Source organism: Lysobacter sp. CA196 (assembly GCF_052078695.1).
In the GTDB taxonomy this organism is placed as follows: domain Bacteria; phylum Pseudomonadota; class Gammaproteobacteria; order Xanthomonadales; family Xanthomonadaceae; genus Lysobacter.
In genome coordinates this window covers 21,999-45,756 of record NZ_JBQJIN010000028.1, presented here as the reverse complement: position 1 = coordinate 45,756, position 23,758 = coordinate 21,999, and the positions used below count along the sequence as shown (strand labels likewise).

Annotated in this window: 15 protein-coding genes and 1 tRNA gene; 5 read left to right on the top strand and 11 right to left on the bottom strand. The window is 68.3% G+C overall.

Annotation, left to right across the window (positions count from 1 at the left end; genetic code table 11):
- Positions 1-309: 309 nt before the first annotated feature.
- Positions 310-678, bottom strand: a complete 369-nt coding sequence (locus ACTOWK_RS19390) for a hypothetical protein (RefSeq protein WP_441331732.1) — start codon at positions 676-678, stop codon at positions 310-312.
- 335 nt (positions 679-1,013) lie between these two features.
- On the opposite strand from ACTOWK_RS19390, the gene ACTOWK_RS19385 reads away from it, so the two are divergent.
- Positions 1,014-2,084: a GGDEF domain-containing protein gene (locus ACTOWK_RS19385; protein WP_441331731.1), complete on the top strand. Its 1,071-nt coding sequence runs from the start codon at positions 1,014-1,016 to the stop codon at positions 2,082-2,084.
- A 30-nt stretch (positions 2,085-2,114) separates the two neighbouring features.
- Here the strand turns inward: ACTOWK_RS19385 and ACTOWK_RS19380 are convergent, their stop codons facing one another.
- The 9 genes from ACTOWK_RS19380 to ACTOWK_RS19340 all read right to left on the bottom strand — a co-directional run bounded on the left by ACTOWK_RS19380 (position 2,115) and on the right by ACTOWK_RS19340 (position 10,362).
- The gene (locus ACTOWK_RS19380) at positions 2,115-2,729 is read right to left on the bottom strand and encodes a hypothetical protein (RefSeq protein ID WP_441331730.1); all 615 of its coding nucleotides are present in this window, start codon (positions 2,727-2,729) and stop codon (positions 2,115-2,117) included.
- Positions 2,730-2,759: 30 nt separating this feature from the next.
- Positions 2,760-4,163 (bottom strand): pectin acetylesterase-family hydrolase, encoded by a 1,404-nt coding sequence (locus tag ACTOWK_RS19375; protein WP_441331729.1) that lies wholly within the window; start codon positions 4,161-4,163, stop codon positions 2,760-2,762.
- Between the two features lie 419 nt (positions 4,164-4,582).
- Complete coding sequence (locus tag ACTOWK_RS19370; protein ID WP_441331749.1) at positions 4,583-5,470, bottom strand: DMT family transporter; 888 nt, start codon at positions 5,468-5,470, stop codon at positions 4,583-4,585.
- A gap of 20 nt (positions 5,471-5,490) precedes the next feature.
- Positions 5,491-6,531 carry a UDP-N-acetylmuramate dehydrogenase gene (gene murB, locus ACTOWK_RS19365; RefSeq protein ID WP_441331728.1) on the bottom strand — a complete coding sequence of 347 codons (1,041 nt, stop codon included), beginning with the start codon at positions 6,529-6,531 and terminating at the stop codon, positions 5,491-5,493.
- Positions 6,532-6,602: 71 nt separating this feature from the next.
- Positions 6,603-7,661, bottom strand: coding sequence for a quinone-dependent dihydroorotate dehydrogenase (locus ACTOWK_RS19360; protein WP_441331727.1), 1,059 nt, complete (start codon positions 7,659-7,661; stop codon positions 6,603-6,605).
- Positions 7,662-7,783: 122 nt separating this feature from the next.
- Positions 7,784-8,074, bottom strand: a complete 291-nt coding sequence (locus ACTOWK_RS19355; RefSeq protein ID WP_441331726.1) for a DUF4190 domain-containing protein — start codon at positions 8,072-8,074, stop codon at positions 7,784-7,786.
- A 165-nt stretch (positions 8,075-8,239) separates the two neighbouring features.
- Positions 8,240-8,434, bottom strand: a complete 195-nt coding sequence (locus ACTOWK_RS19350; RefSeq protein WP_441331725.1) for a hypothetical protein — start codon at positions 8,432-8,434, stop codon at positions 8,240-8,242.
- Between the two features lie 220 nt (positions 8,435-8,654).
- Positions 8,655-10,187 (bottom strand): L-piperidine-6-carboxylate dehydrogenase, encoded by a 1,533-nt coding sequence (gene amaB, locus ACTOWK_RS19345; protein WP_441331724.1) that lies wholly within the window; start codon positions 10,185-10,187, stop codon positions 8,655-8,657.
- A 98-nt stretch (positions 10,188-10,285) separates the two neighbouring features.
- Positions 10,286-10,362, bottom strand: a tRNA-Arg gene (locus ACTOWK_RS19340).
- Between the two features lie 612 nt (positions 10,363-10,974).
- Between ACTOWK_RS19340 and ACTOWK_RS19335 the strand changes: the two genes are divergently transcribed.
- On the top strand, positions 10,975-15,222 hold the full coding sequence (locus ACTOWK_RS19335) for an autotransporter domain-containing protein (RefSeq protein ID WP_441331723.1): 4,248 nt from the start codon (positions 10,975-10,977) through the stop codon (positions 15,220-15,222).
- A gap of 560 nt (positions 15,223-15,782) precedes the next feature.
- Here the strand turns inward: ACTOWK_RS19335 and parC are convergent.
- Complete coding sequence (gene parC, locus ACTOWK_RS19330) at positions 15,783-18,026, bottom strand: DNA topoisomerase IV subunit A (RefSeq protein WP_441331722.1); 2,244 nt, start codon at positions 18,024-18,026, stop codon at positions 15,783-15,785.
- A 178-nt stretch (positions 18,027-18,204) separates the two neighbouring features.
- Here parC and ACTOWK_RS19325 point away from each other — a divergent pair, with 178 nt between their 5' ends.
- The 3 genes from ACTOWK_RS19325 to ACTOWK_RS19315 all read left to right on the top strand — a co-directional run bounded on the left by ACTOWK_RS19325 (position 18,205) and on the right by ACTOWK_RS19315 (position 23,753).
- Positions 18,205-19,029, top strand: coding sequence for a glutaminyl-peptide cyclotransferase (locus tag ACTOWK_RS19325; RefSeq protein WP_441331721.1), 825 nt, complete (start codon positions 18,205-18,207; stop codon positions 19,027-19,029).
- 390 nt (positions 19,030-19,419) lie between these two features.
- Positions 19,420-20,637 carry an efflux RND transporter periplasmic adaptor subunit gene (locus ACTOWK_RS19320; protein ID WP_441331720.1) on the top strand — a complete coding sequence of 406 codons (1,218 nt, stop codon included), beginning with the start codon at positions 19,420-19,422 and terminating at the stop codon, positions 20,635-20,637.
- Positions 20,634-23,753 (top strand): multidrug efflux RND transporter permease subunit, encoded by a 3,120-nt coding sequence (locus ACTOWK_RS19315; protein ID WP_441331719.1) that lies wholly within the window; start codon positions 20,634-20,636, stop codon positions 23,751-23,753. Before ACTOWK_RS19320 ends, ACTOWK_RS19315 begins: the two co-directional genes overlap by 4 nt.
- The last annotated feature ends 5 nt before the right edge of the window (positions 23,754-23,758 follow it).

The window sequence follows — 23,758 nt, the reverse complement described above, 5'->3', positions numbered from 1 at the left end:
GACTGGCACGGATGAACCATGAGAACTGCAAACGGAATTACGCAGTGTAGCCGTTGGCTGCGCAGCGTCCTCGCCTGGATGGCGTTCTTCGGACTGGCTTTGATGCTCGGTGCAGTGCGTGGCGAAGCACTCCCCAGGCAGGCGCCTGCCGAAACGCGACTGAAGACGCTGCCGACTATTCGGTCGAGGCAGGATCCTTGCAGTTGGGTGAGTTGCGATCCACGACTGTGAAGCGAGAGTCCGACCATCTGTGCGACTAGGCAGGCGCGATTCGCGCCGGCTGCTGTATTCAACGCGACCGGCTAAACCTCACCACTCCCGCCATTCCTCGGTGATGTCGTCCTGGCCCGAGCCGACGCCGGCGGTTGCGGCGACGCCGATGATGAGTTCGCACAGGCTTTCGCGCTGGTCGGTCTCGATCAGGCTATGCCCGCAGCGCGCGTTGAGGGCGTTGAGCGCGAGCACCGCATCCTTGACCGCGCCGCTGGCGCGGGCGTTGTCGCCGGCGGCGTTGGCGATGGCGTCGAGGAAACGATCGATGATCCCTTCGCAGTCGTCGATGTCCTGCGCGGTATAACCCGCGTCGCTGCCGTCTTCCTTGAGCTCTTCCATGTAGCTGCGCATGCCGTCGAGGATCTCGCTCTTGAGTTCGACGTAATCGTTCGTTTCCACTTGCACGTGGCCCTCTCTGTGGCGATGGGTGCGGTCGTTCCCGGTAGTCGTTCGCAGGCCGTTGGCGCGCCTGCATGGCAGGTTCGATTGTAGCGGGCTGACATTGCAACCAGTGCCATCGCTTGAAAGTACGGCTTCGCGCAATGGCCGTGACGGCGGTCGGCGAAACGGGGGTTGGAACGGTCCCGCACTTGCGCATGGTGCGGGTTCCGGGGCAGGGCGGCCGGCCCCGATCCGTGCTCTGGTCGGATTTCGTCTCGACGAGGCCTTGTTAGAATCCGCGGGTCGGAAACCATGGCAGGGGATGGGGTTCGACAGCTCCGACGCCTGGAAACCGAGTCGTGCAGAAACCCGAGCTACCCGCCAATGAAGCCGCGCGCCTGGCGGCGTTGCGCAGTTACGACATCCTCGACACCGCACCGGAAAAGGACTTCGACGATCTGGTCGCGATCGCGGCCGCGATCTGCGACGTGCCGACCGCCTTGGTCAGTCTGGTCGACGCCGATCGCCAGTGGTTCAAGTCGCGCATCGGCCTGGCGGCCAGCGAGACGCCGCGCGAGCTGGCGTTCTGCGCCCACGCCATCCTCGAACCGAACCGGACCATGGTGGTGCCGGACACGCACAACGATGCGCGTTTCGCCGACAGTCCCCTGGTCCTGGACGACCCGAATATCCGCTTCTACGCCGGCGCGCCACTGATCGCGCCGGGCGGCGAGGCGCTGGGCACCTTGTGCGTGATCGACCGCCAGCCGCGCGAATTGAACCAGCACCAGTACGTCGCCCTGCAGGCCTTGTCGACCCAGACCTCGCGTCTGCTCGAATTGCGCCGGGTCAGCCACGCCTTGGCGCGGCAGTTGCAGGAAAGCGACTGGTACGAGCACCGGCTGCTGCAGTACCAGGCCGAGCTCGAAGCCAGCAACGCCGACCTCACCGCGCTGACCCGCACCGACCCGCTGACCGGCTTGCCGAACCGGCGCGCATTCGCGTTGGCGCTGGAACAGGCGCTGGCGCGTCGCGAGGCGCCGGCGAGCTTGCATGTCGCCGTGCTCGACATCGACCATTTCAAGACCATCAACGACATCCACGGCCACCCGGAGGGAGACCGTGTCCTGCTCGCGGTGGCCGAGGCGCTGCGTCTGTACGCGGCCGCGCCGGGCGGGGTGGCGCGCTACGGCGGCGAGGAGTTCCTGATGATGTTCGAGTGCGGCCAGGCGCAAGCGCAGTTGCAATGCGAATACGTGCGCGAGGCGGTCGCGAACCTGCCGGTGGGCCTGCCGCTTACGATCAGCGTCGGCCTGGCCACGCACCGCGTCGGCGAGGACACGGCGGCCACCTTCGCGCGCGCCGATCAGGCCTTGTACGTGGCCAAGCGCGGCGGCCGCAATCGCGTGGTGGTGGCGGAAGGCGATTGAGCGCGTTGCCGCCAGCCGGCAGCAACTTCGCTAACGATAGGCCCGTTCGCGTTCGGCCTGCAGGCGCTGGCGAAGGTACTCGTCGCGGCTGAGGCCACCGGGGATGCGCTGCATCGCCAGGACTTCGGCGACCACGTCGCGCTCGTGTTGCTTGTAGTCCCGGAAGCGCGGGTCTCGTTGTTGCTGTGCCTGCCACTGCGCGTTACGGCGCGTGGCATCGGCGCGGTAACGCTGGGCGAGCGCTTCGACCTGCGCCGCTTGTTCGGCCGGGTCGGCGACCGTGGCCTGGATCAGCCCGACCCGCAGCAGCATGGTTTCGCCGGCGGAGAGTTCGCCGGCATTTTCATAGACATCGATCTTGCGCTCCAGCACCTGGGCGCGCTGGCTGCGCGCGACCGGGCCCAGGTTGCGCGCATCGCGGAAGAAGCGTTGCGCGTCGCGCTGGAATTGCTGGCGCTGGCGGTAGTCGCGGGCCTGCGGCGTCGCCAGCAAGGTTTGCATCTGCGTCGGCGTTGCGCTGCCCTGGCCGCCGGCCGCCACGGTCGTATCGGCTTTCGCCTTCGACAGCGGCAGCCAACCGCCGCCGACCGCCGCGGCTAGAGCCACGGCGGTCAGTGCGAGCAACGACAGGAGGGGCGTGCGCATCGGCGCCTGCGTCCTTCAGGTGCGGGCCGGTCAGGCCAGCAGCTGGTCGACCAGCCAGTAGAGCAGGTTGAACGGTTTGGCCTTGTCGCGGCTGTCGTTCTGCTCGGAGGCGTCGCGCACCTTGCCGCTGCCGTCGAGCACGCTGTCGATGAAGTGCTTCAGCTCCAGGCTCTGCTCCTGCACGTCGCCGTTCTTGAAATCGACGATGGTCGTGCAGTGGCTTTCGTTCAAGGCGCGGTACTGCGGGAAATAGCCGCCGAAGTTGTCCAGGCCGTTGAGCCGTTCCGACAGGCGCTGGGTATCGCCGGCCCACTTGGCGTGGATCAGGGCTTCCTTGGCGGCCTGGTTCGGTGCCGACTGGATATCGTCGTGGAAGCGCTCGTAGGAATACGACGAGTAGTTCAGGTCCTGCCAGAAGTGGGTGGCGCCGAGCCGGTCGTTGCCGTGCTTGTTGGCGAGCGCGGGGTAGATCGAACCGAGTTCGTCGAGGTCGAGCTGCGGCAGGCCGCTGGCGAGGTAGGCCAGCGGGCCGTTCGGTGCGTCCAGGCCCCAGGCGCCGCGGATATGGGCCATCAGCGGTTGCGAGGGATACTGCGCTGGATCGCCGTTGCGCGGGGTCGGGAAAATCGGGCCCGAGTCGTCGATCAGAAAGGCGCGGCTCGGCGACAGATCGCGGCGCAGCGGGTCGTAGTTGATCAGGCTGCCGGCGCCGCCGGCGCTGCAGCCGGTGCTGAGCATCTGCCCGGGCCGCGGCAGGTTGTCCTTGAGCCAGGCGGTCAGCGCGCGCGAGTTGCGCAGGCCGTTGTGGTGCCAGACCAGCGGAGACGCCTGGCCGCTGGGATCGTTATAGACCGCGACCTTGTCGCCGCCGTAGAGGTCGCCGGTGCAGTAGGGCACGTAGACCATGTTCCAGCCCTGGGTCTTGACCCCATCGAAGGGACTGACCCGGGTCACGAAGGGGCTGACCAGGCTGGCGCCGGGATTGAGCAGCTTCATGTAGTCGTCGGGCACGCCGTTGGGATTGCGCGCGCCGCGCACGCCGCCCTGGCCCGAGCAACTCGCGTAGTCCCAGCACGCACCGCCGCCTTCCATGTAGATGATGGTGTTGGTGGTGTCGGGCACGCGGTTGACGAAGATCTTGTACGGCGAGCCGTTGCCGCAGACCGCGCCGGTCTCGGCTGGCAACTGCACCGTCTGCCACTGGTAGTAGGCGCCGGGGTCGAAGCCGTCGGCGCGCGCGGCGTCGCGACTGAGCAGCGGGTACTGACCGCTGCGCTGCGCCGGCTGGACTTTGTTGTCGGCCTTGGGCGGCGAGAACAGATTGCGGATGGTTTCGAAGAAACCGTAATCGCCTTGCTCGGCATGCGAGGGCAGGCTGGACAAGGCGACGGCGCCGCCCAGAAGGGCGACGGCCACGTGACGGCTCAGTGCCATGATCTCTCTCCTTGGATCGTCATGAAGGGAGGAGCGGGTCGCGATACCGGCGCGCGCTAGGGCGTGCGCGTGGCCGGTTCCCCTCCGTACTGCCGCGTCTGGATATCGCCCGCCGTACGGCCGCGTCAATCGCGCCGGCGTGCGCCGGACCCGATCCGTGCAGGTTGACCGCTAATGCGGCCGCGCCTGTCCGCTAATGCCCGGACCCCGGTCACGGAATCGCCGAGTGCCGTTGAGGCCTTCGTGCGCTGCAACAAGCGTTGCCGATGCATCGCTGGTACGAGCCAGCAGGAGCGTTCATGCCTTCAAAGTCACCGTGCTGTTCCCCCTTTGCAAAGGGGGGAGGGGGGATTGGCGCCAGATCGCGAGGCCCCACCCGACCGGCGGCCCATACAAACGCTACGACAAGGCGCAGCGACTTACTCCCCCGGCACAGCCCCCGCCGACGCCGCAGCCGATGCCGCGCGCCGCGCCAACACCGCTTCGCGATGGGCGATGTAGGCGTTCGAGGCCAGGATGATCGTCGCGCCGGTCACGGTGTAGGCGTCCAGGCCTTCGCCGAACCACAACCAGCCGGCCAGCGCGACCAGCGGCAGTTGCATGAAGCTGATCGGCGTCAGCGCCGAGACTTCGCCGAGCTTGAGCGCGTGCGTCCACAGCACCTGCCCGCCGGTGCCGAACACGCCGGCGGCGATGATCCACCACCACACCGTGCCCTGCGGCCACTGCCAGACGAACAGTGCGGGGATCAACGACATCGGCACCCAGAACGCATAGGTGTAGAGGACGATGGTGTTGGCCGAGTCGATGCGCGAGAGCTGCTTGATCTGGATCGAGATCACCCCGCCGAGCACCGCCGCGAGGAGGGCGGCGAGGCTGTCGATGGAGAAATCCGCCGAACCCGGGCGCACGATCACCAGCACCCCGATGAAACCAGCCAGCACTGCGAGCCAGCGCCGCGCGCGCACTTGCTCGTGCAGGAACAGCACCGCGGCGATGGTGACGAAGATCGGCGTCGAGTAAGTCAGCGAAATCGCCTGCGCCAGTGGTAAGTGGCCGATGGCCCAGAAGCCGGCGAGCATCGAGCAGATGCCGATCAGGCAACGCACGAAATACTTCGGCAACTGGCGGGTGCGCAGTTCCGCGCGTTGCGCGCCGAGCAACAACGGCAACACCGCGAGCAGGCCGAACAGGTTGCGGAAGAACGCGATCTCGAAGGTATGCAGCGAGTGCGAAGCGAAACGGATCGCGATGGTCATCACGCCGAACGAGATCGTGCTGGCCAGCATCAGGCTGGCCGCGCGCATCGGATGCGCCGGCGCGGCGCTCACCACGAGGCGCCGATCAGGCGCGGTTCCGGTTCGATGGCGACGCCGTAGCGGGACTGCACCGAAGCGGCGATGCGGTGGGCCAGGTCGAGCAACTGCACACCGCTGGCCTGGCCGTGGTTGACCAAGACCAAGGCATGCGCGGCCGACACGCCGGCGTCGCCGTCGCGATGGCCTTTCCAGCCGCAGCCGTCGATCAACCACGCTGCCGACAGCTTGCGCGTATCGGCATCGTTGCCGCGGAACGACGGCATCGAGGGATGCTGCGCCAACAAGGCTTCTGCTTGCGCGACCGGCACGATGGGGTTCTTGAAGAAGCTGCCGGCATTGCCGAGCACGGCCGGGTCGGGCAGCTTGCGGCGACGGATCGCGATGACCGCATCGGCGACCGCCTGCGGCGTCGGCGCGTCGACGCCCATCGCCGCGAGCTCTTCGCCGAGGCCGGCGTAGTCGAGCTTGAGTGCGGGCCTGCGCGAGAGAGAGAACTCGACCGCGGTGATCAGGTAACGGTCCGGCGCCTGCTTGAACAGACTGTCGCGGTAGGCGAACTGGCACTGCGCGTTGTCGAAGCGCAGCCAACGCCGGGTCGCGGGCTCGAAGGCTTCGACCGCGTGCACGAAGTCGCGTACTTCCACGCCATAGGCGCCGATGTTCTGGATAGGCGAGGCGCCGACCGTGCCCGGGATCAGGGCCAAGTTCTCGGGGCCGGCGAACCCTTGCGCCAGCATCTGCAGGACGAAGCCGTGCCAGGGCACGCCGGCATCGGCGCGGACGATGGCGCGTTCGCCGTCGTCCTCGACGATGCGCACCTGGCGGCCGCTGAGTTCGAGCACGGCGCCGCTCGGGTTGCCGGCGAACAACAGATTGCTGCCGCCGCCGAGTACCAGGGCCAGGCCGTCGCGCAGTTCTTCGCGTTCGAGCGCCTCGGGCAGGGCCGCGGCTTCGTCGACGCTGACCAGCCACGGCGCGCGCGCGGCGACGCCGAAGCTGTTGCGGTCTTTCAGCGAGGCATCGCGCAGCACGCGCACGCTCGGGTTCATGCGCTCATGCCTGCGAACCATGCCTGCGATAGGGAGTCGTGTGAGTGAGGGCGGGCTGAATGACGGCGGGCTCAGATCGTCGGCGGGACATTGCCGCGGCTGGGCGCTTCCTTGCGGCGCCGAATCGCTTCGACGCATTCGTGGACCAAGGCCGGCCCGCGATAGACCAGGCCCGAATAGCACTGCACCAGGCTCGCGCCGGCGGCCATCTTGGTGACCGCATCGGCGCCGGACAGGATGCCGCCGACGCCGACCATGGCGATGTTTTCGGGAAGGCGCGTGCGCATCTTGCGCAGCACCGTGGTCGACTGGCTCATCAGCGGACGCCCCGACAGCCCGCCGACTTCCTTACCGTGCGGGCTGTCTTCGACGCCGTCGCGCGCGATGGTGGTGTTGGTGGCGATCACGCCGTCGACCTGCAGCTCGCCGAGCACGCGGCCGGCGGCTTCGATGTCGTCGTCGGACAGGTCGGGCGCGATCTTGACCAGCATCGGCACGCGCCGGCCTTCGCGCGCGGCGAACTTCTCTTGCGCCTCGCGCAGGTTGCCGACCAGGCGGCGCAACGACTGCTCTTCCTGCAGTTCGCGCAGGCCGGCGGTGTTCGGCGAGGAAATGTTGACGGTGATGTAGTCGGCCAGCGGATACACGCGTTCGAGGCAGTAGAGGTAATCGCTCTCCGCGTTCTCGTTCGGCGTGTCCTTGTTTTTGCCGATGTTGATGCCGAGCAGGCCGCGCTTGCGCCGCGCCTTGGCGACGTTGCGCACCAGCGCGTCGACGCCGTCGTTGTTGAAGCCCAGGCGATTGATCACCGCCTGCTGTTCGGGCAGGCGGAACATGCGCGGACGCGGGTTGCCGGCCTGCGGCTTGGGCGTCACGGTGCCGATCTCGACGAAGCCGAAGCCCAGGGCGAGCAGGGCGTCGACGTGGGCGCCGTTCTTGTCCAGGCCGGCGGCCAGGCCGACCGGATTGGGGAAGCTGAGGCCGAAGACCTTGGTCGGCAGCGGCTTGGGCGGCCGCGCCATGAGTGGATTGAGGCCGCTGCGGTATGCGGTTTCCAGCGCCACCAGGCCTAGGCCGTGCGCTCGTTCGGCATCCAGTCCGAAGAGAAAGGGTCGGGCAAGGCTGTACACGAGGTCGTCGGGGGCGCTCGGGAACGGGGACGCCGATTATCGCCCAAGCGGGCGGCCCGGGGCGAGCGCGGCGTGCGGCGGTTGGCGGCGGCCGGGTCGGGTCGGGCGCCGACCGGGTCGCCTTAGTGCTGGCCGCTGAGAGCCACGATCGTGGCCAGGCCGCCGAAGAACAGCACGATCACGATGATGCTGAGCACGGCGATGATCACCGAGCCCCAGCCGAGGATCAGGCCGCCGATGGCGAGGCCGTTGCCGTCGTAGCGGTCGGGCTCGCGGCGGATCTGGCCGCGCGCCATGTGGCCGGTGATGATCGCGCCGAGGCTGCCGACCAGGGGCAGCAGGGTCCAGCCGAGGATGCCGGCGATCAGGCTGATGATGGCCAGGACGTTGGTCTGGCGAACGGGCATTTGCATGGAGGGACGTTCCTTCGTGACTTGATCGGGCCACAGGATACGACGAGTGCGATGTGGCGGGCTCCTCAGCCGCGACGGGCGCGGCACGGGCGAGGCAAGCCGCGACCGGAGCCGCGGCTTGCGTGCGGATCATTGCGCTTGGCGGCGATGGTGCGCCGCGATCGATCAGTCCGGCGGAAAGCTCATCGCGCAGCCGTTGGCGATTTCGCAGGCCCACATTTCTTCCAGGCAGGGCTGGGTGTCGCCGGGGCTATTAGTGCGGCAGGCGTAATAGCCGGCCAGGCAGTGATCGCATTGCGGCGCGGCGACGGCGGTCAGCGCGGCGGCGAAGCCGAATACGCCGAAAGCCAGTGCGCTCAAGCGGATGCTACGGTTCCGTGTGTCCACAAGATCTCCCTCATGTCGCCAGTCCATCTGGCGAACCCATGCTAGGGGCGGTGGAACGGGGATTACGCCGACCGCGTCGCGGTCTGCGATCGGCAGTGCGCCAGGGTTTTGCGCGGGCTATCACAAAACAGGGCGGCCGTTGCCGGCCGCCCTGCGTCGTCTCTTCATTGGCGGCTGGACGCCGCCGGTTCGTTTACAGATCGAACTTGATGCCCTGCGCCAGCGGCAATGCGTCGGAGTAGTTGATCGTGTTGGTCTGGCGGCGCATGTAGGCGCGCCATGCATCCGAACCCGACTCGCGACCGCCGCCGGTTTCCTTCTCGCCGCCGAACGCGCCGCCGATCTCGGCGCCGGAGGTGCCGATGTTGACGTTGGCGATGCCGCAGTCGGAACCGGCGGCCGACAGGAAGGCTTCGGCGGCCTTGAGGTTGGCGGTGAAGATCGACGACGACAGGCCCTGCGGCACGTCGTTCTGCAGGGCGATGGCTTCGTCCAGCGTCTTGAACTTCATCACGTACAGGATCGGCGCGAAGGTTTCGGTCTGCACCACTTCGGCGTCGTTGCTCAGGCCGGTGACGATGGTCGGCAGGACGAAGTTGCCCTTGCGCTCGATCTGCGCGCCGCCGGTCTCGACCTTGCCGCCGCTGGCCTTGGCCTTCTCGACCGCATCCAGGTAAGCCTGCACCGCATCGCGACTGTTGAGCGGGCCCATCAGGTTGGCCGGGTCGGTCGGGTCGCCGATCTTCTTCTCGACCTGCTTGAACGCGGCGACCAGCTTGGCCAGCACGTCGTCATGGATCGACTCGTGCACGAACAGGCGGCGGGTGGTGGTGCAGCGTTGGCCGGCGGTGCCGACCGCGCCGAACGCGATCGCCGGGATCGCCAGCTTCAGGTCGGCCGAAGCGTCGACGATGATGGCGTTGTTGCCGCCGAGTTCCAGCAGCGAACGGCCCATGCGGCGCGCGACGCGTTCGCCGACTACGCGGCCGACCTTGGTCGAACCGGTGAAGCTGACCAGACCGATGCGCTTGTCGTCGACGAAGTTCGAGGCCAGCTCGGTGCCGGCGTCGTTGAACAGGAAGAAGATGTCCGGGAAGCCGGCCGCGCGCAGCGCCTCGTTGCAGATCTTCATCGAGGCGATCGCCGACAGCGGGGTCTTCGGCGAGGGCTTCCAGATGGTGATATCGCCACAGATCGCCGCGATGAACGAGTTCCAGGCCCACACCGCGACCGGGAAGTTGAACGCCGAGATCACGCCGACCAGGCCGAGCGGATGCCACTGCTCGTACATGCGGTGGCCCGGGCGCTCGGAGTGCATGGTCAGGCCGTACAACTGGCGCGACAGGCCGACGGCGAAATCGCCGATGTCGATCATTTCCTGCACTTCGCCGTCGCCTTCCGGCTTGGACTTGCCCATTTCCAGCGCGACCAGCGAACCCAGTGCGTCCTTGTGCTTGCGCAGCGCATCGGCGCACAGGCGGATCGCTTCGCCGCGGCGCGGCGCCGGGGTGGTGCGCCACACCGCAAAGGCGGCCTGGGCGCGCTCGACGATGGTGTCGTAGTCGCTCTGCGAGGACGCCTGCACGCGCGCCAGCACTTCGCCGTCGGTGGGGTTGATCGGCTCCAGCACGCCGGCGTCGGCGGTCTTCGACCATTCGCCATGACCGAGGTAGGTGCCGGACTCGTTGTCTTTGAGTCCCAGGGCGGCGAGAACGGGGTGGGTCATACCGAAAGCTCCAAGTGATGGTCGCGCCGTGGCGTGGCGAGACGGAAAGGGGACGCCCTCGCGGGCGCCGGCAGCGCGCATGAGCGGCGCTGCGTGGTTGGCGACCCCGACACGATTCGAACGTGTGACCTTCCCCTTAGGAGGGGGATGCTCTATCCAGCTGAGCTACGGGGCCGTTGCGATTTCACGGTGTAGCCGGCTGCTCTACGACCGCGCTGCGCCTGAGTGCAGCGAGCCGGAGGATTGTACCCGGGGCGACAGCGGCCCGGCCACGACCGCATCCGCCGGCCGGGTCGGGGATGCCGCGTTGCCGTGCTTGAGCGTTGCGCCACGAGGCTCGCAGCAGGATTCGTCGCATGGCGGCTGGCCTCGCGGGAAGCTGGGCCACGACCAGCCCGATCGAGCGTAGCGGCGCGCCCGAGTCGGCAAGCTCGGCCGTGACGAGCCACGGCCCGGCTTATCGGACCGGCGGTAGGTAAAAATCCGAGTCCCGTGGCTTAATGTGCTGCAGAGCACAGTTAAAAGTGCGACGAGTTGCCCGCTATCGGCCTCGTTACGCGTTTGCTGTTTTCAAATGAAGCGTCTCAGGGAGTGGCGCTTCTGTTTCCCGGGTTCCGGTTCCAACCGGATGCTCGCGTGGCCTTGGGGTAGGCCGCCAGCGGGAAAAACTCAGGACGTTCAACGCAGGGGAGCACCGCGTTCGTGGCGCACGGCTGTGCGCGCGCTCGCGTGTGCGTGAGTTTCGTGCAACCGCGATGCGGTTCGCCTAGGGGGCGATTTGATGGCTATGAAGACTTTGCGATTCCGCACCGGCGCGAGCACGCGCTTGCGTCTCGATCCGGCTCTGCGCGCGGCTCGCGCAGCCAAGACCCGGTGGGGCGGCCTGCTGTTGCTGGCGGGGCTCGGCATGACCGGCACTGCGCAAGCGCAGAGCTGCGGCATCGGCGAAACGCCGGCGGCGTTCGGTTTTACTGGCGGCGAGCAGACCGTCGCCGTGCCGGCCGGCGTGCATTCGTTGACCGTCTACCTCAGCGGCGCTCAAGGCGGCGCTGGTCGCAGTGGTGCTGGCGACGATGCCGGTAGCAACCCGAATTCTCCGGGCGGCAGTGGCGGCCTCGGCGGACGGGTACGTGGCACCTTGGCGGTGACGCCGGGCGCGGCGCTGTCGATCTGGGTCGGCGGGCAAGGCTCGCAGGCGGTCAATCCCGGCGGTATCGGCGAGGGCCTCGACGGCATCGGCGGCGGCGCCACCGACCTGCGCGTCGGCGGCAACGGCATCGGCAATCGCGTCGGCATCGCCGGCGGCGGCGGTGGCGGCGGCAACGCCGGCTGGAGCAGCGACGACGTCATCGCCGGCGGCGCCGGCGGTGTCGGCGGTGGCGGTGCAGGTGGCACGGGCGGCAACGTACCCGGCGGCATTGGTCCGTTCGGCGGCGGTGGCGGCACGGTCGGCACCGGTGGTGCCGCTGGCGCAGGCTGCGGCAGCTTTCCGGCCACCGCGGGCAATGCCGCCAACGGCAGTGGCGGCGATGCCTTCAATTTCTTCGGTTCCTTCACCGGCGCCGGTTACGGCGGCGGCGGTGGCGGCGGCGCCACGGTCGGCGCGGGCGGCGGCGGTGCCGGCGTGGGCACGGCGACCTGCACCCAGAACTGGAACGGCGGCGGTGGCGGCGGCGCGGGCGGCAGCTCGGGCGCGACCGGCCTGACCGCGGTCACCATCAACAATGGTGTGCAAGCCGGCAACGGCGCGGCCTTGATCTGTTTCGCCCAGACCGAATTCGCGGTCGGCGGCTCGGCCAGTGGCCAGACCGGCCCGGTCACCCTGCAACTCGCCGCGACCAACCCGGTCAGCTCGCAGCAGGTCGTAGTGGCGCAGGCCGCCACCAGCTTCGTGTTCCCGACGCGCCTGCCGCAAGGAGCGAACTGGAACGTCAGCGTGCTCAGCCATCCCGCGGGCCAGCTGTGCACCATCAATCCTTCGAGCGGCCTGGCCATCGCCAGCGACGTCACCAACCTCGTGCTCAACTGCGCGACGGTGGCGGTCACGGTCAATCCGCCGACCTTGCCGAACGCTGCGCTCAACACCGCGTACTCACAGACCTTGAGCGCGACCAGCGCCAATGGCGGTGTTGCGCCGTACACCTTCACGGTCACCGCCGGCGCCTTGCCGGCGGGCCTGGCGCTGTCGAGCGCCGGCGCGCTGTCGGGCACGCCGACCGCCGCCGGCAGCTACAACTTCACCGTGCAGGCGACCTCCAACAACGGTTTCAGCGGCACGCGCGCCTACACGCTGGCGATCGCGCAGGGCAGCCAGGCGATCACCGCCTTTGCCGCCAATCCGGCCTCGCCGGTGTACGCGCCGGGCGGCACGTTCACCGTGTCGGCGACCGGTGGCGCGTCGGGTAACCCGGTCGTGTTCGCCAGCACCACGCCGGCGGTCTGTACCGTCGCCGGCAGCACGGTGACCACCGTGGCAGCGGGCAGCTGCGCGCTGACCGCCAACCAGGCCGGCAACACCAACTACACGGCTGCGCCGCAGGCGACGCTTGCGGTGCCCATCGGTCCTGCCAGCCAGGCCATCACCGCGTTCGCGGCCAATCCGGCCGCGCCGGTGTACTCGCCGGGCGGCAGCTTCACCGTCTCGGCGACCGGTGGCGCGTCGGGTAATCCGGTGGTGTTCGCCGGCACCACGCCGGCGGCCTGCACGGTCAGCGGCAACACGGTGACGATCGTCAGCGCGGGCAATTGTTCGCTGAGCGCCGACCAGGCCGGCAACGCCAACTACAGCGCGGCGCCGCAGGCCTCGCTGGTCGTCGCGATCGGTGTCGCAACCCAATCGATCAGCAACTTCGCCGCCAACCCGGCCGCGCCGGTGTATGCGCCGGGCGGCAGCTTCACGGTTTCGGCCACGCCCGGTCTTTCGAGCAGCCCGGTGGTGTTCGCCAGCGCTACGCCGTCGGTGTGTACGGTGGCCGGCAGTACGGTGTCGATGGTGACGGCCGGCACCTGTTCGCTGACCGCCGACCAAGCCGGCGACGCCAACTACAATGCTTCGCCGCAGGTCAGCTTGAACGTGGCCATCGCCCTGGCGGCCCAGGCGATCACCGATTTCGCGGCCAACCCGGCGGCGCCGGTGTTCGCCGCCGGCGGCAGCTTCGCGGTCTCGGCCACGCCGGGCGCCTCGACCAGCCCGGTCGTGTTCGCCAGCACCACGAGTTCGGTGTGTACGGTCAGCGGCAGCACCGTGACGATGTTGAGCGCGGGGACTTGTTCGCTGACGGCCGACCAGGCCGCCGACGGCAACTACAGCGCCGCGCCGCAAGTGACCTTGGACGTGACCATCGGTGCGGCCGCCCAGGCCATTACCGCTTTCAGCGCGAATCCGGCGGCGCCGGTGTACACGCCGGGCGGCAGCTTCACCGTGTCGGCGAGCGGCGGTGCCTCGGGTAATCCGGTGGTGTTCGCCAGTACTTCGCCGGCGATCTGCACCGTCAGCGGCAACACGGTCAGCACGCTGGGCTCGGGCACGTGTTCGCTCACCGCCGATCAGGCCGGCAACGCCAACTACACCGCCGCGCCTCAAGTCGCCCTGCAAGTGATCATCAGCGGCGGCACGCCGACCCTGGCGTGGATCGGCGAGATCGCCAAGACCGTCGGCGAGGCGGCCTTCGATCTGCCCGACCCGAGCAGCAACAGCAACGGCGCCTTCAGCTTCAGCAGCGCCAATACGGCGGTGGCGACGGTCAGCGGTCGCCGGGTGACGATCGTCGGCTCCGGCGTGGCGACCCTGGTCGCGACCCAGGCGGCCAGCGGCAGTTATCTGCAGGCCTCGATCAGCACCACCTTGACCGTGGCCGCGCGTCCCGACCCGACCCGCGATCCCAGCGTGGTCGGCGGCTTGCAGGCGCAGGTCGATGCCAGCGTGCGCTTCGCGTCGGCGCAGCAGTCCAACATCCAGGACCGTTTGCGTCAGCAGCGCTTCGCCGGTGCCAACAGCTCGAGCAACGGCATGGCCCTCAACCTGAGCAGCCGCTCGGGCGGGGCGATGTCGCTGACCGCGGGCCAAGTGGTGTCGATCGACCCGGTGCGCCTGCCGGAAGGCTGGGGCCTGTGGACCGCCGGCAGCATCACCAACGGTCAACGCGAACGCAACGCACGCAGCGACGGTTTCGACTTCCAGAGCGACGGCGTCACCGTCGGCGCCGACTGGCGCATCGGCGAACGCTTCCTGCTCGGCGTGGCCGGTGGTTTCGGCTGGAACGACACCGACCTCGACGACGGCCGCTCGAAACTCGACGCCAAGCAGCGTGCGCTGTCGTTGTACGGCCTGTGGCGCCCGAGCGAACGTTGGTTCGTCGACGGCATCCTCGGCTGGGGCCGCTTGGACTTCGACATCCGCCGCTACAGCGCGACCGCCGGCGCTACCGCCACGGCCGAACGCGAAGGCGACCAGATGTTCGGCTCGCTGACCGCGGGTTACGAACACGGCGGCGGCAGCGGCATGATGCTGACCGGCTACGGCCGCCTCGACAGCAGCCGCACCAAGCTCGACGGCTATCGCGAGACCGGCCTGGGCATCTACGATCTGAGCTACGGCTCGCAGACCGTCGAGAACAGCGGTGCATCGCTCGGGGTCGAAGGCAGCCTGCCGATCGTCACCACCGGCGGCAACCTGTTCCGCCCGTACTGGCTGCTCGAGTACCGCGAGTCCCTCGACAACCGCAGCGACGTCAACCTCAACTACGTGATCATGCCGGTCGCCAACGACTACGTGCTGGGCCTGCGCAGCTACGGCGACAACGCGCTGAGCTACGGCGCCGGTATGGACATGAGCTTCTCCCGAGGCTGGAAGCTGTCGCTGCTGATGCGGCGCCAGCACGGCAGCGGCCAGGACCCGAGCACCAGCTTCGGCCTGCTGCTGTCGTTCTCGCCGAACGCTCACTCGGCATCGGCGGCGATGATGCCGAATGCGCAGGACGTAGCGGACGCGATGGGCGCGACCGCATCGACGCAGAGCCGGGAGACCGGGCGTTGAGCGGTTGCGCCGAGTAAGCGATCGGTTCGCCCGGCACCGCGGCTCGCGGTACCGGGCGAAGGCTCAGGGAGGCGCTCTGCTTTTGGGTAGGAGCGGCGCAAGCGGCGACAACCGAAGTAATTCTCGCTAGCGCAGTCGCCGAAGCCGCGAAGAACCGGCTCCTTTACAGCGACATCCGATTGCCTCGTAGCTTCGGATACCGGAGTGGCATTTCACCGCTGCGGCTGTCGCGGCTTGCGCCGCTCCTACCCCAAAGCGAGTCGTCTCCACCGGGTAGGAGCGGCGCAAGCCGCGACCCACCGAAGTAGTTCTCGCAAGCGTAGTCACCCGAAGCCGCAAAGAATCGGCTGCTTTACAGCGGCATCCGATTGCGCCGTAGCTTCGGATACCGGAGTGGCATTTCACCGCTTCGGCTGTCGCGGCTTGCGCCGCTCCTACCCAAAAGCGCGTCGCTGCAAACAGTGGACACAACCGCAGTGTTGTGTTCGACCCTTGCCCCAAAACGACAACGCCCCGCTCGAAGCGGGGCGTTGTCGTGTCTGCGGCAGTGTCGGCGCGACTTACTCGACCGACAGCCCTTCGACCTTCTGCCAGCCGCGCGGCAGCAGGCCGCCGCGGGTGGCGCGGGCGCCGAGGTAGGGTTCCAGGTCCTTCCACGACAGGCTCATGGTGCGCGTGCCGGACTTGACCGTGAGCGTGCCGCCCGGGGCGACCACGGCGACCGCGATGACGCGCTCGGTGCCGAGCTTGGCCTTGGGGATGTCGATGATCTTGTTGCCCTTGCCCTTGTCGAGCTCAGGCAGCTCCGACACCGGGAAGGCGAGCAGGTGGCCGACGTTGGTCACCGCGACCACGCGGTCGAGTTCGACGTCGCCGACCTGCGCCGGCTGCAGCACCTTCGCGTTCGGGGTCAGCGACAGCATCGCCTTGCCGGCCTTGTTGCGGCCGGTGAGGTTCTCGAAGCGGGTCACGAAGCCGTAGCCATGACTGCTGGCCAGAACAAAGCGCGTGTCGTTGTCGCCAGCCGCCAGCGTTTGGAATGAAGCGCCCGCGACAGGCGCAAACCGCCCGGTCAACGGCTCGCCATTACCGCGCGCCGAAGGCAGACCGTGGATCAGGGTCGAGTAGGAACGACCGGTCGAATCCAGGAACGCGACCTGCTGGGTGCTGCGTCCGCGCGCTGCGCCGAGCAGGCCGTCGCCGTCGCGATAGCTCAATGTGGCGGCGTCGATCTCGTGGCCCTTGGCCGCGCGCACCCAGCCCTTTTCGCTGATGACCACGGTCATCGGCTCGCTCGCGACCAGCTCGGTTTCCGACAAGGCCTGGGCGGCGTTGCGCGAGACCAGCGGCGAGCGGCGCGCGTCGCCGAATTTCTTGGCGTCGGCGAGCAGTTCGTCCTTGATCAGCTTCTTGAGCTTGGCCTTGCTGCCGAGGGTGGCGATCAGTTGTTCGCGTTCGACGGCCAGTTCGTCCTGCTCGCCGCGGATCTTCATTTCTTCCAGGCGCGCGAGCTGGCGCAGCCGGGTTTCCATGATGTAGTCGGTCTGCTCCTCGCTGAGGTCGAAACGCTTCATCAGCACCGGACGCGGTTCGTCCTCGCTGCGGATGATGCGGATGACTTCGTCGAGATTGAGGAATGCGACCAGCAAGCCTTCCAACAGGTGCAGGCGGCGCTCGACCTTTTCCAGGCGGTGGGTCAGGCGGCGGGTGACGGTGTCGGTGCGGAAGATCAGCCACTCGCTCAGGAAGGCCTTCAGCCCCTTGACCTGCGGCCGGCCGTCCAGGCCGATCACGTTCATGTTGATCCGGTAGCTCTTCTCCATGTCCGTGGTCGCGAACAGGTGGCCCATGAGCTGTTCGACGTCGACACGGTTGGAGCGCGGCACCAGCACGATGCGGGTCGGGTTGGCGTGGTCGGACTCGTCGCGGATGTCTTCCAGCCAGGGCAGCTTCTTGGCCCGCATCTGGGTCGCGATCTGTTCGATGACCTTGCCCGGCGAGGCCTGGTAGGGCAGCGCGGTGACCACGATGTTCGGGCCGTCCTTCTCGAAGATAGCGCGCGCGCGCACGCTGCCCAGGCCGGTCTCGTACATCGCCAGCAGGTCGCTGCGCGAGGTGATGATCTCGGCCGGGGTCGGATAGTCCGGGCCCAGCACGTGCTCGCACAGGTCGCGGGTGGTCGCGTCGGGGTCGTCGAGCAAGCGCACGCAGGCGCTGACGATTTCGTTGAGGTTGTGCGGCGGCACGTCGGTGGCCATGCCGACCGCGATGCCGGTGGTGCCGTTGAGCAGCAGGTGCGGCAGGCGCGCCGGCATCCAGGTCGGTTCTTCCAGGGTGCCGTCGAAGTTCGGGGTCCAGTCGACCGTGCCCTGGCCGAGCTCGCCGAGCAGCACTTCGGCGATCGGGGTCAGCTTGGACTCGGTGTAGCGCATCGCCGCGAACGACTTGGGGTCGTCGCTGGAACCGAAGTTGCCCTGGCCCTCGACCAGCGGATAGCGGTACGAGAACGGCTGCGCCATCAGCACCATCGCCTCGTAGCAGGCGCTGTCGCCGTGCGGGTGGTACTTACCGATCACGTCGCCGACGGTGCGCGCGGACTTCTTCGGCTTGGACCCGGCGTTGAGGCCGAGTTCGCTCATCGAATAGATGATGCGGCGCTGGACCGGCTTGAGGCCGTCGCCGAGGAAGGGCAGGGCGCGGTCCAGGACCACGTACATCGAGTAGTCGAGGTAGGCGCGCTCGGCGTACTCGCGCAAGGGAATCTGTTCGAAACCGTGGAAAACCGGACGTACGGGATCAGTCATGGAACCTTGAGGCAGGGTAGGGCTGAGCCGGGATTCTAACCGGGGACGGCTGGGCGGATGTGGACGGGGCGTGGAGCACACACGGGAACCGGTTGCGAAGCCGGCCGCGCGCCGTGCCGGCCGGTTGCGCCGCGAGGCGGTATTCTCTGCCTCCGTGATCGCCCACGTTGAGACTGCCATGCCCTTGCGCGCACGCCTTCCTGCCTCGCTGGTCCCGTGCCTGGCCCTGATCGGCGCCAGCGCGCTGCCGGCGGCGACGGCCCGGGCGCCGGGGCTCGAAATCCCGGTCTATTCGTACCGGGTGGTCGCGCGCCATCCGCACGATGCCGGCGCGTTCACCCAGGGCTTGATCTTCAAGGACGGTTTCCTGTACGAGAGCACCGGCCTGTACGGGCGCTCGTCGGTGCGCAAGGTCCGCCTGGCCGACGGCAAGGTGCTGGAGAAGACCGATCTGCCGGCTTCGGTGTTCGGCGAAGGCCTGACCGACCGTGGCCAGCAGTTGCTGGTGCTGACCTGGACCTCGCAGACCGGTTACATCGTCCAACTGCCCGGGCTCGCGATGGCCGGCCACTTCGCCTATCCCGGCGAGGGCTGGGGCCTGGCGCGCTCGGCCGACACGATCTATATGAGCGACGGCACCCCGCAGATCCGCTTGCTCGATCCGCGCACCTTGCGCGAGCGTTCGCGCATCCAGGTGACCTTCAACGGCAAGCCGGTGCCGCAGCTCAACGAGCTGGAATGGGTCGAGGGCGAGTTGTTCGCCAACGTCTGGATGACCGACAGCATCGTCCGGATCGACCCGAAGAGCGGCCGGATCGTCGGCCGCATCGATCTGGGCGGCCTGCTCGCGCGTCACGGCAGCGGCAGCCGCGGCGCCGACGTGCTCAACGGCATCGCCTACGACGGCGCGCGCAAGCGTTTGTTCGTGACCGGCAAGCTGTGGCCGGACCTGTTCGAGATCGAGCTGGTCGCGCCGGCACCGCGCGCGGTCAAGCCGCGTTGAACAAATCTGGTTGACCCAACTGCTTGAACCCGTCGGTTTGTACACCTCGGTTTGAACCCGCCTGTTTGTACATGTCTGTTTGACCGCGTCTATCTGGACATATCTGTCTGGAGCAGGAGCGCGCGTGCGCTCCTCCGGCGCGGCATCGCGCCGTCCGCTCTGCGAATAACGCGCGCCGGCGAGGCGACCGTGCCGATAGGCACTGTCGTCGACTGCGCCGATATGAAACCGGGCACCGATACTCGCGCCAGCTGACGAATTTGTCAGCCAAGCGACAGCGTGGCGTCCGCGGCCGCCGCCTAGAGTCGTCGCACGGTCTGCTTTCCTCCCCCCGCGGGCCGTGGCGGCGCGCCCGGTGCGCCGTTCCATCGACCCGCCACGGATGCCGCCATGTCGCCCACGCCCGTCTCCAAGCCCGCCACCACGCTTTCGCCCCGTGCCCGCAAGACCGTATTCGCCGCCGCCGCATCGCTTGCGGTGGTCGCCGGAGGGCTGGTCTGGGGCGCATTCGGCAGCCGTGGTGCGCCACCGCCGGCGCCACCGCCACCGGTGCCGGTGACGACGATGCGGGTCGAGCGCCGCGACGTGCCGCATTGGCAGGAAACCATCGGCACGGTGACCTCGTTGCAGAGCACGGTGCTGCGCCCGCAGGTCGACGGCGTGCTGACGCAGGTGTTGTTCCGCGAAGGCCAGCAGGTCAAGCGCGGGCAGTTGCTCGCGCGCATCGACGACCGCAGCATCGCGGCGAATCTCGATGGCGCCCAGGCCGCGTTGGCGCGCGATGCGGCGCAGTTGCGCGCGGCGAAATCCGACCTCGAGCGTTTCCGCCAGTTGTCCGGCAGCCAGTTGATCGCGCGCCAAATGCTCGAACAACAGGCCGCCTCGGTGCAGCAGCTGCAGGCCACCGCGCAGGCCAACCAGGCGGCGATCGACGCGACCCGCGTGCAGATGTCGCACACCCGCATCCTGGCGCCGATCGACGGCCGCGTCGGCCTGCGCCGGGTCGATCCGGGCAACGTGGTGCGCGCCAGCGACGACGATGGCCTGGTCACGGTGCAACAGGTCGACCCGATCTCGGTGATGTTCACTCTGCCGCAGGACCATCTGCCGCGTCTGCGCCAGGCCCAGGCCGCCGGCACGGTCGACGTGCAAGCGCTCGATCGCGATGCCGGCCTGGTGCTGGCGCAAGGCGAGTTGAGCGTGATCGACAACCAGATCGACGACGCCACCGGCACGGTGCGGATCCGCGCGGTGTTCAAGAATTCGCAGGACCGCCTGTGGCCCGGGCAACTGGTCAGCGTGCGCGTGCGCACCGGCACCAGCGCGGGCGCGACCGTGGTCGCCAGCGAGGCGGTGCAGCGCGGCGCCGAGGACAACTTCGTCTACCGCGTCGAGGCCGGCAACAAGGTCGCGCTGGTGCCGGTGCGGATCGACTATCAGGACGATCGGATCGCGGTGATCAGCGGCCTGCAGGCCGGCGACGTGGTCGTGCGCGACGGTCAATCGAGGCTCAAGCCCGGCATGACCGTGGCGCCGACCGCGGCCGCCCCGGCCGCGCGCGCGGCACCGGGCCCCGCAGCGGCGCCGCGCGTGGCGGGGGCGCCGTGAGCGGTCGCGTCTCGATGTCCGGCTGGTTCGTCCGCCATCCGGTCGCGACCACGCTGCTGACCGCGGCGGTGCTGTTGCTCGGTCTGTTCGCCTTGCCGCGGCTGCCGGTGGCGCCGTTGCCGCAGGCCGAGTTCCCGACCATCCGCATCGATGCCTCGCTGCCCGGGGCCAGCGCCGAGACCATGGCCTCGGCGGTGGCGACGCCGTTGGAAACCCAGTTGACCGCGGTGCCGGGCATCAGCGAGATGACCTCGACCAGCGCCCTGGGCAGCACCACCATCACCTTGCAGTTCGTGCTCGACAAGAGCATCGACACCGCCGCGCAAGAGGTGCAGGCGGCGATCAACAACGTGTCCGGGCGATTGCCGCGCGACATGCCCAGTCTGCCGCGCTGGACCAAGATCAATCCCGCCGACAGCCCGATCATGATCCTGAGCATGCAATCGCCGCTGATGCCGCTGACCGAACTCAGCGATTTGGCCGAGACCCGTTTCGCGCGCAATCTCAGCCAGATCGATGGCGTGTCGGAAGTCTTCATCGCCGGCCAGGTGCGGCCGGCGATGCGCATCCAGGCCGCGCCCGAGCGCCTGGCCGCGCTCGGCCTGACCCTGGCCGATGTGCGCAACGTCGCCCAGAGCGCCAGCGTCAACCAGGCGAAAGGCGCGGTGGTCGGCGCGCGGCGTCTGTCGACCCTGGAAACCAACGACCAGTTGTTCAAGGCCGAGGACTACGAGCGCCTGGTGGTGACCTACCGCAACGGCGCACCGGTGCGCCTGGGCGATGTCGCCCGGATCAGCTTCGGCGGCGAGAACGACTATGTGCGCGCCTGGCAGAACGGCAAGGACGGGCTGATGCTGGTGGTGTTCCGCCAGCCCGGCGCCAACATCATCAAGACCACCGATGCGGTGCTCGAAGCCTTGCCGCGGTTGCGCGCCAATCTGCCGGCCAGCGTCGAGGTCGAGATGTTCAACGACCGCACCCGGACCATCCGCGCCTCTCTGCACGACGTCGAACTGACCCTGGTCCTGACCGTGCTGCTGGTGGTCGTGGTGATGGGACTGTTCCTGCGCGACCTCCCGGCCACCCTGATCGTCGGCGCGGTGCTGGTGGTGGCGCTGGTCGCCACGTTCGCGGCGATGTATGCATTCGGTTTCAGCCTCAACAACCTGACCCTGGTGGCGCTGGTCATCGCGGTCGGGTTCGTGGTCGACGACGCCATCGTCGTGGTCGAGAACATCCACCGCCATCGCGAAGCCGGCATGCCGATGCTGCAGGCCGCGCTGCAGGGGTCCAGCGAGATCGCCTTCACCGTACTGACCATCGGCGTGTCGTTGATCGCCGCCTTCATCCCTTTGCTGTTCATGGGCGGCGTGGTCGGGCGCTTGTTCGCCGAGTTCGCGCTGACCGTGACGGTGGCGATCCTGATCTCGATCGTGGCCTCGCTGACCTTGGCGCCGATGCTCGCCTCGCGCTTCATGCGCAAATCTTCCGGTCATGCCGACGCGGCCGGCACCTGGTCGGGCCGATTGCTCGCCGGCTACGACCGCAGCCTGCAATGGGCGCTGGCCCATCAACGCCTGATGCTGGCCGGTTTCGGCCTGACCGTGGCGATCGCGGTCGCCTCCTATGCCCTGATCCCGAAAGGCTTTTTCCCCTCCCAGGACACCGCCTTCGTATTCGCCACCACCGAAGCCGCGCAGGACATCTCCTACGAGGACATGGTCGCCAAGCACAAGCAACTGGCGCAGCTCGCCGCCGACGACCCGGCCATCCAGAGCTACGGCCATTCGGTCGGCGCCACCGCCGGCGCCCCGACCATGTCGAACGGCCGCTTCTGGTTCGTGCTCAAGGACCGCGGCGATCGCGACGTGTCCGCCGACCAGTTCATCGACCGCATGCGCGGCAAGCTGTCGCAGGTGCCGGGCATCGCGATCTACATGCGTTCGGCGCAGGACATCAATATCGGCGCCGGGCCCTCGCGTACCCAATACCTGTACGCCTTGCGCGGTGCCGACAGCGCCGAGCTGGGGCAGTGGGCCGAGCGCCTGACCCAGCGCCTGGCGACGTTGCCGCAACTGCGCGATGTGTCCAACGACCAGAAGATCGGCGCCAGCATCGTGCGTCTGGCGATCGACCGCACCGCCGCGGCGCGTTTCGGCCTCAGCGCCCAGGACATCGACAACGCGTTGTACGACGCCTACGGTCAGCGCCAGATCAACGAATTCCAGACCGAGACCAACCAATACCGGGTGATCCTGGAGATCGACCCGCGCATGCGCGGCAGCATCGACAGCCTGGCCTATTTCCATCTGCGTTCGGCCACCACCGGGCAGATGGTGCCGCTGGCGGCGGTGGCGCGGGTCGAGCCGCCCGGTAACGGGCCCTTGTCGATCAGCCACAACGGCCTGTCGCCGGCGGTCAACATCTCCTTCAACCTCGCCACCGGCGTGGCCCTCGGCGATGCGGTCGCCGCGCTCGACCGGGCCAAGGCCGAGATCGGCATGCCCAGCAGCGTCAGCGGCAACTTCCAGGGCTCGGCGCAGGCCTTCCAGGATTCGCTGGCGACCCAGCCGCTGCTGATTCTGGCCGCCTTGCTCGCGGTCTACGTCATCCTCGGCGTGCTCTACGAGAGCTTCGTCCATCCGCTGACGATTCTGTCGACCCTGCCGTCGGCCGGCATCGGCGCGGTCTTGCTGCTGTGGGTGTGGCGCCTGGATTTCTCGATCATGGCCCTGATCGGTATCGTCTTGCTGATCGGCATCGTCAAGAAAAACGGCATCCTGCTGGTCGATTTCGCCCTGGATGCGCAACGCCGGCGCGGCCTGTCGCCCGCCGAGGCGATCCACGAAGCCTGCCTGACCCGGTTTCGTCCGATCATGATGACCACCCTGGCGGCCTTGCTCGGCGCGATCCCGCTGATGATCGGCTTCGGCACCGGCGCGGAGCTGCGCCAGCCGCTCGGCGTGGCGGTGGTCGGCGGCCTGCTGATCAGCCAGGTCCTGACCCTGTACAGCACGCCGGTGATCTATCTGGCGCTGGACCGGCTGTTCCTGCGCCGCCGTCGCGAGGCGGCGCAGACCGCCTCGGCCGAGCCGGTCGCAGCGGCGACGGCCTGAGCGGA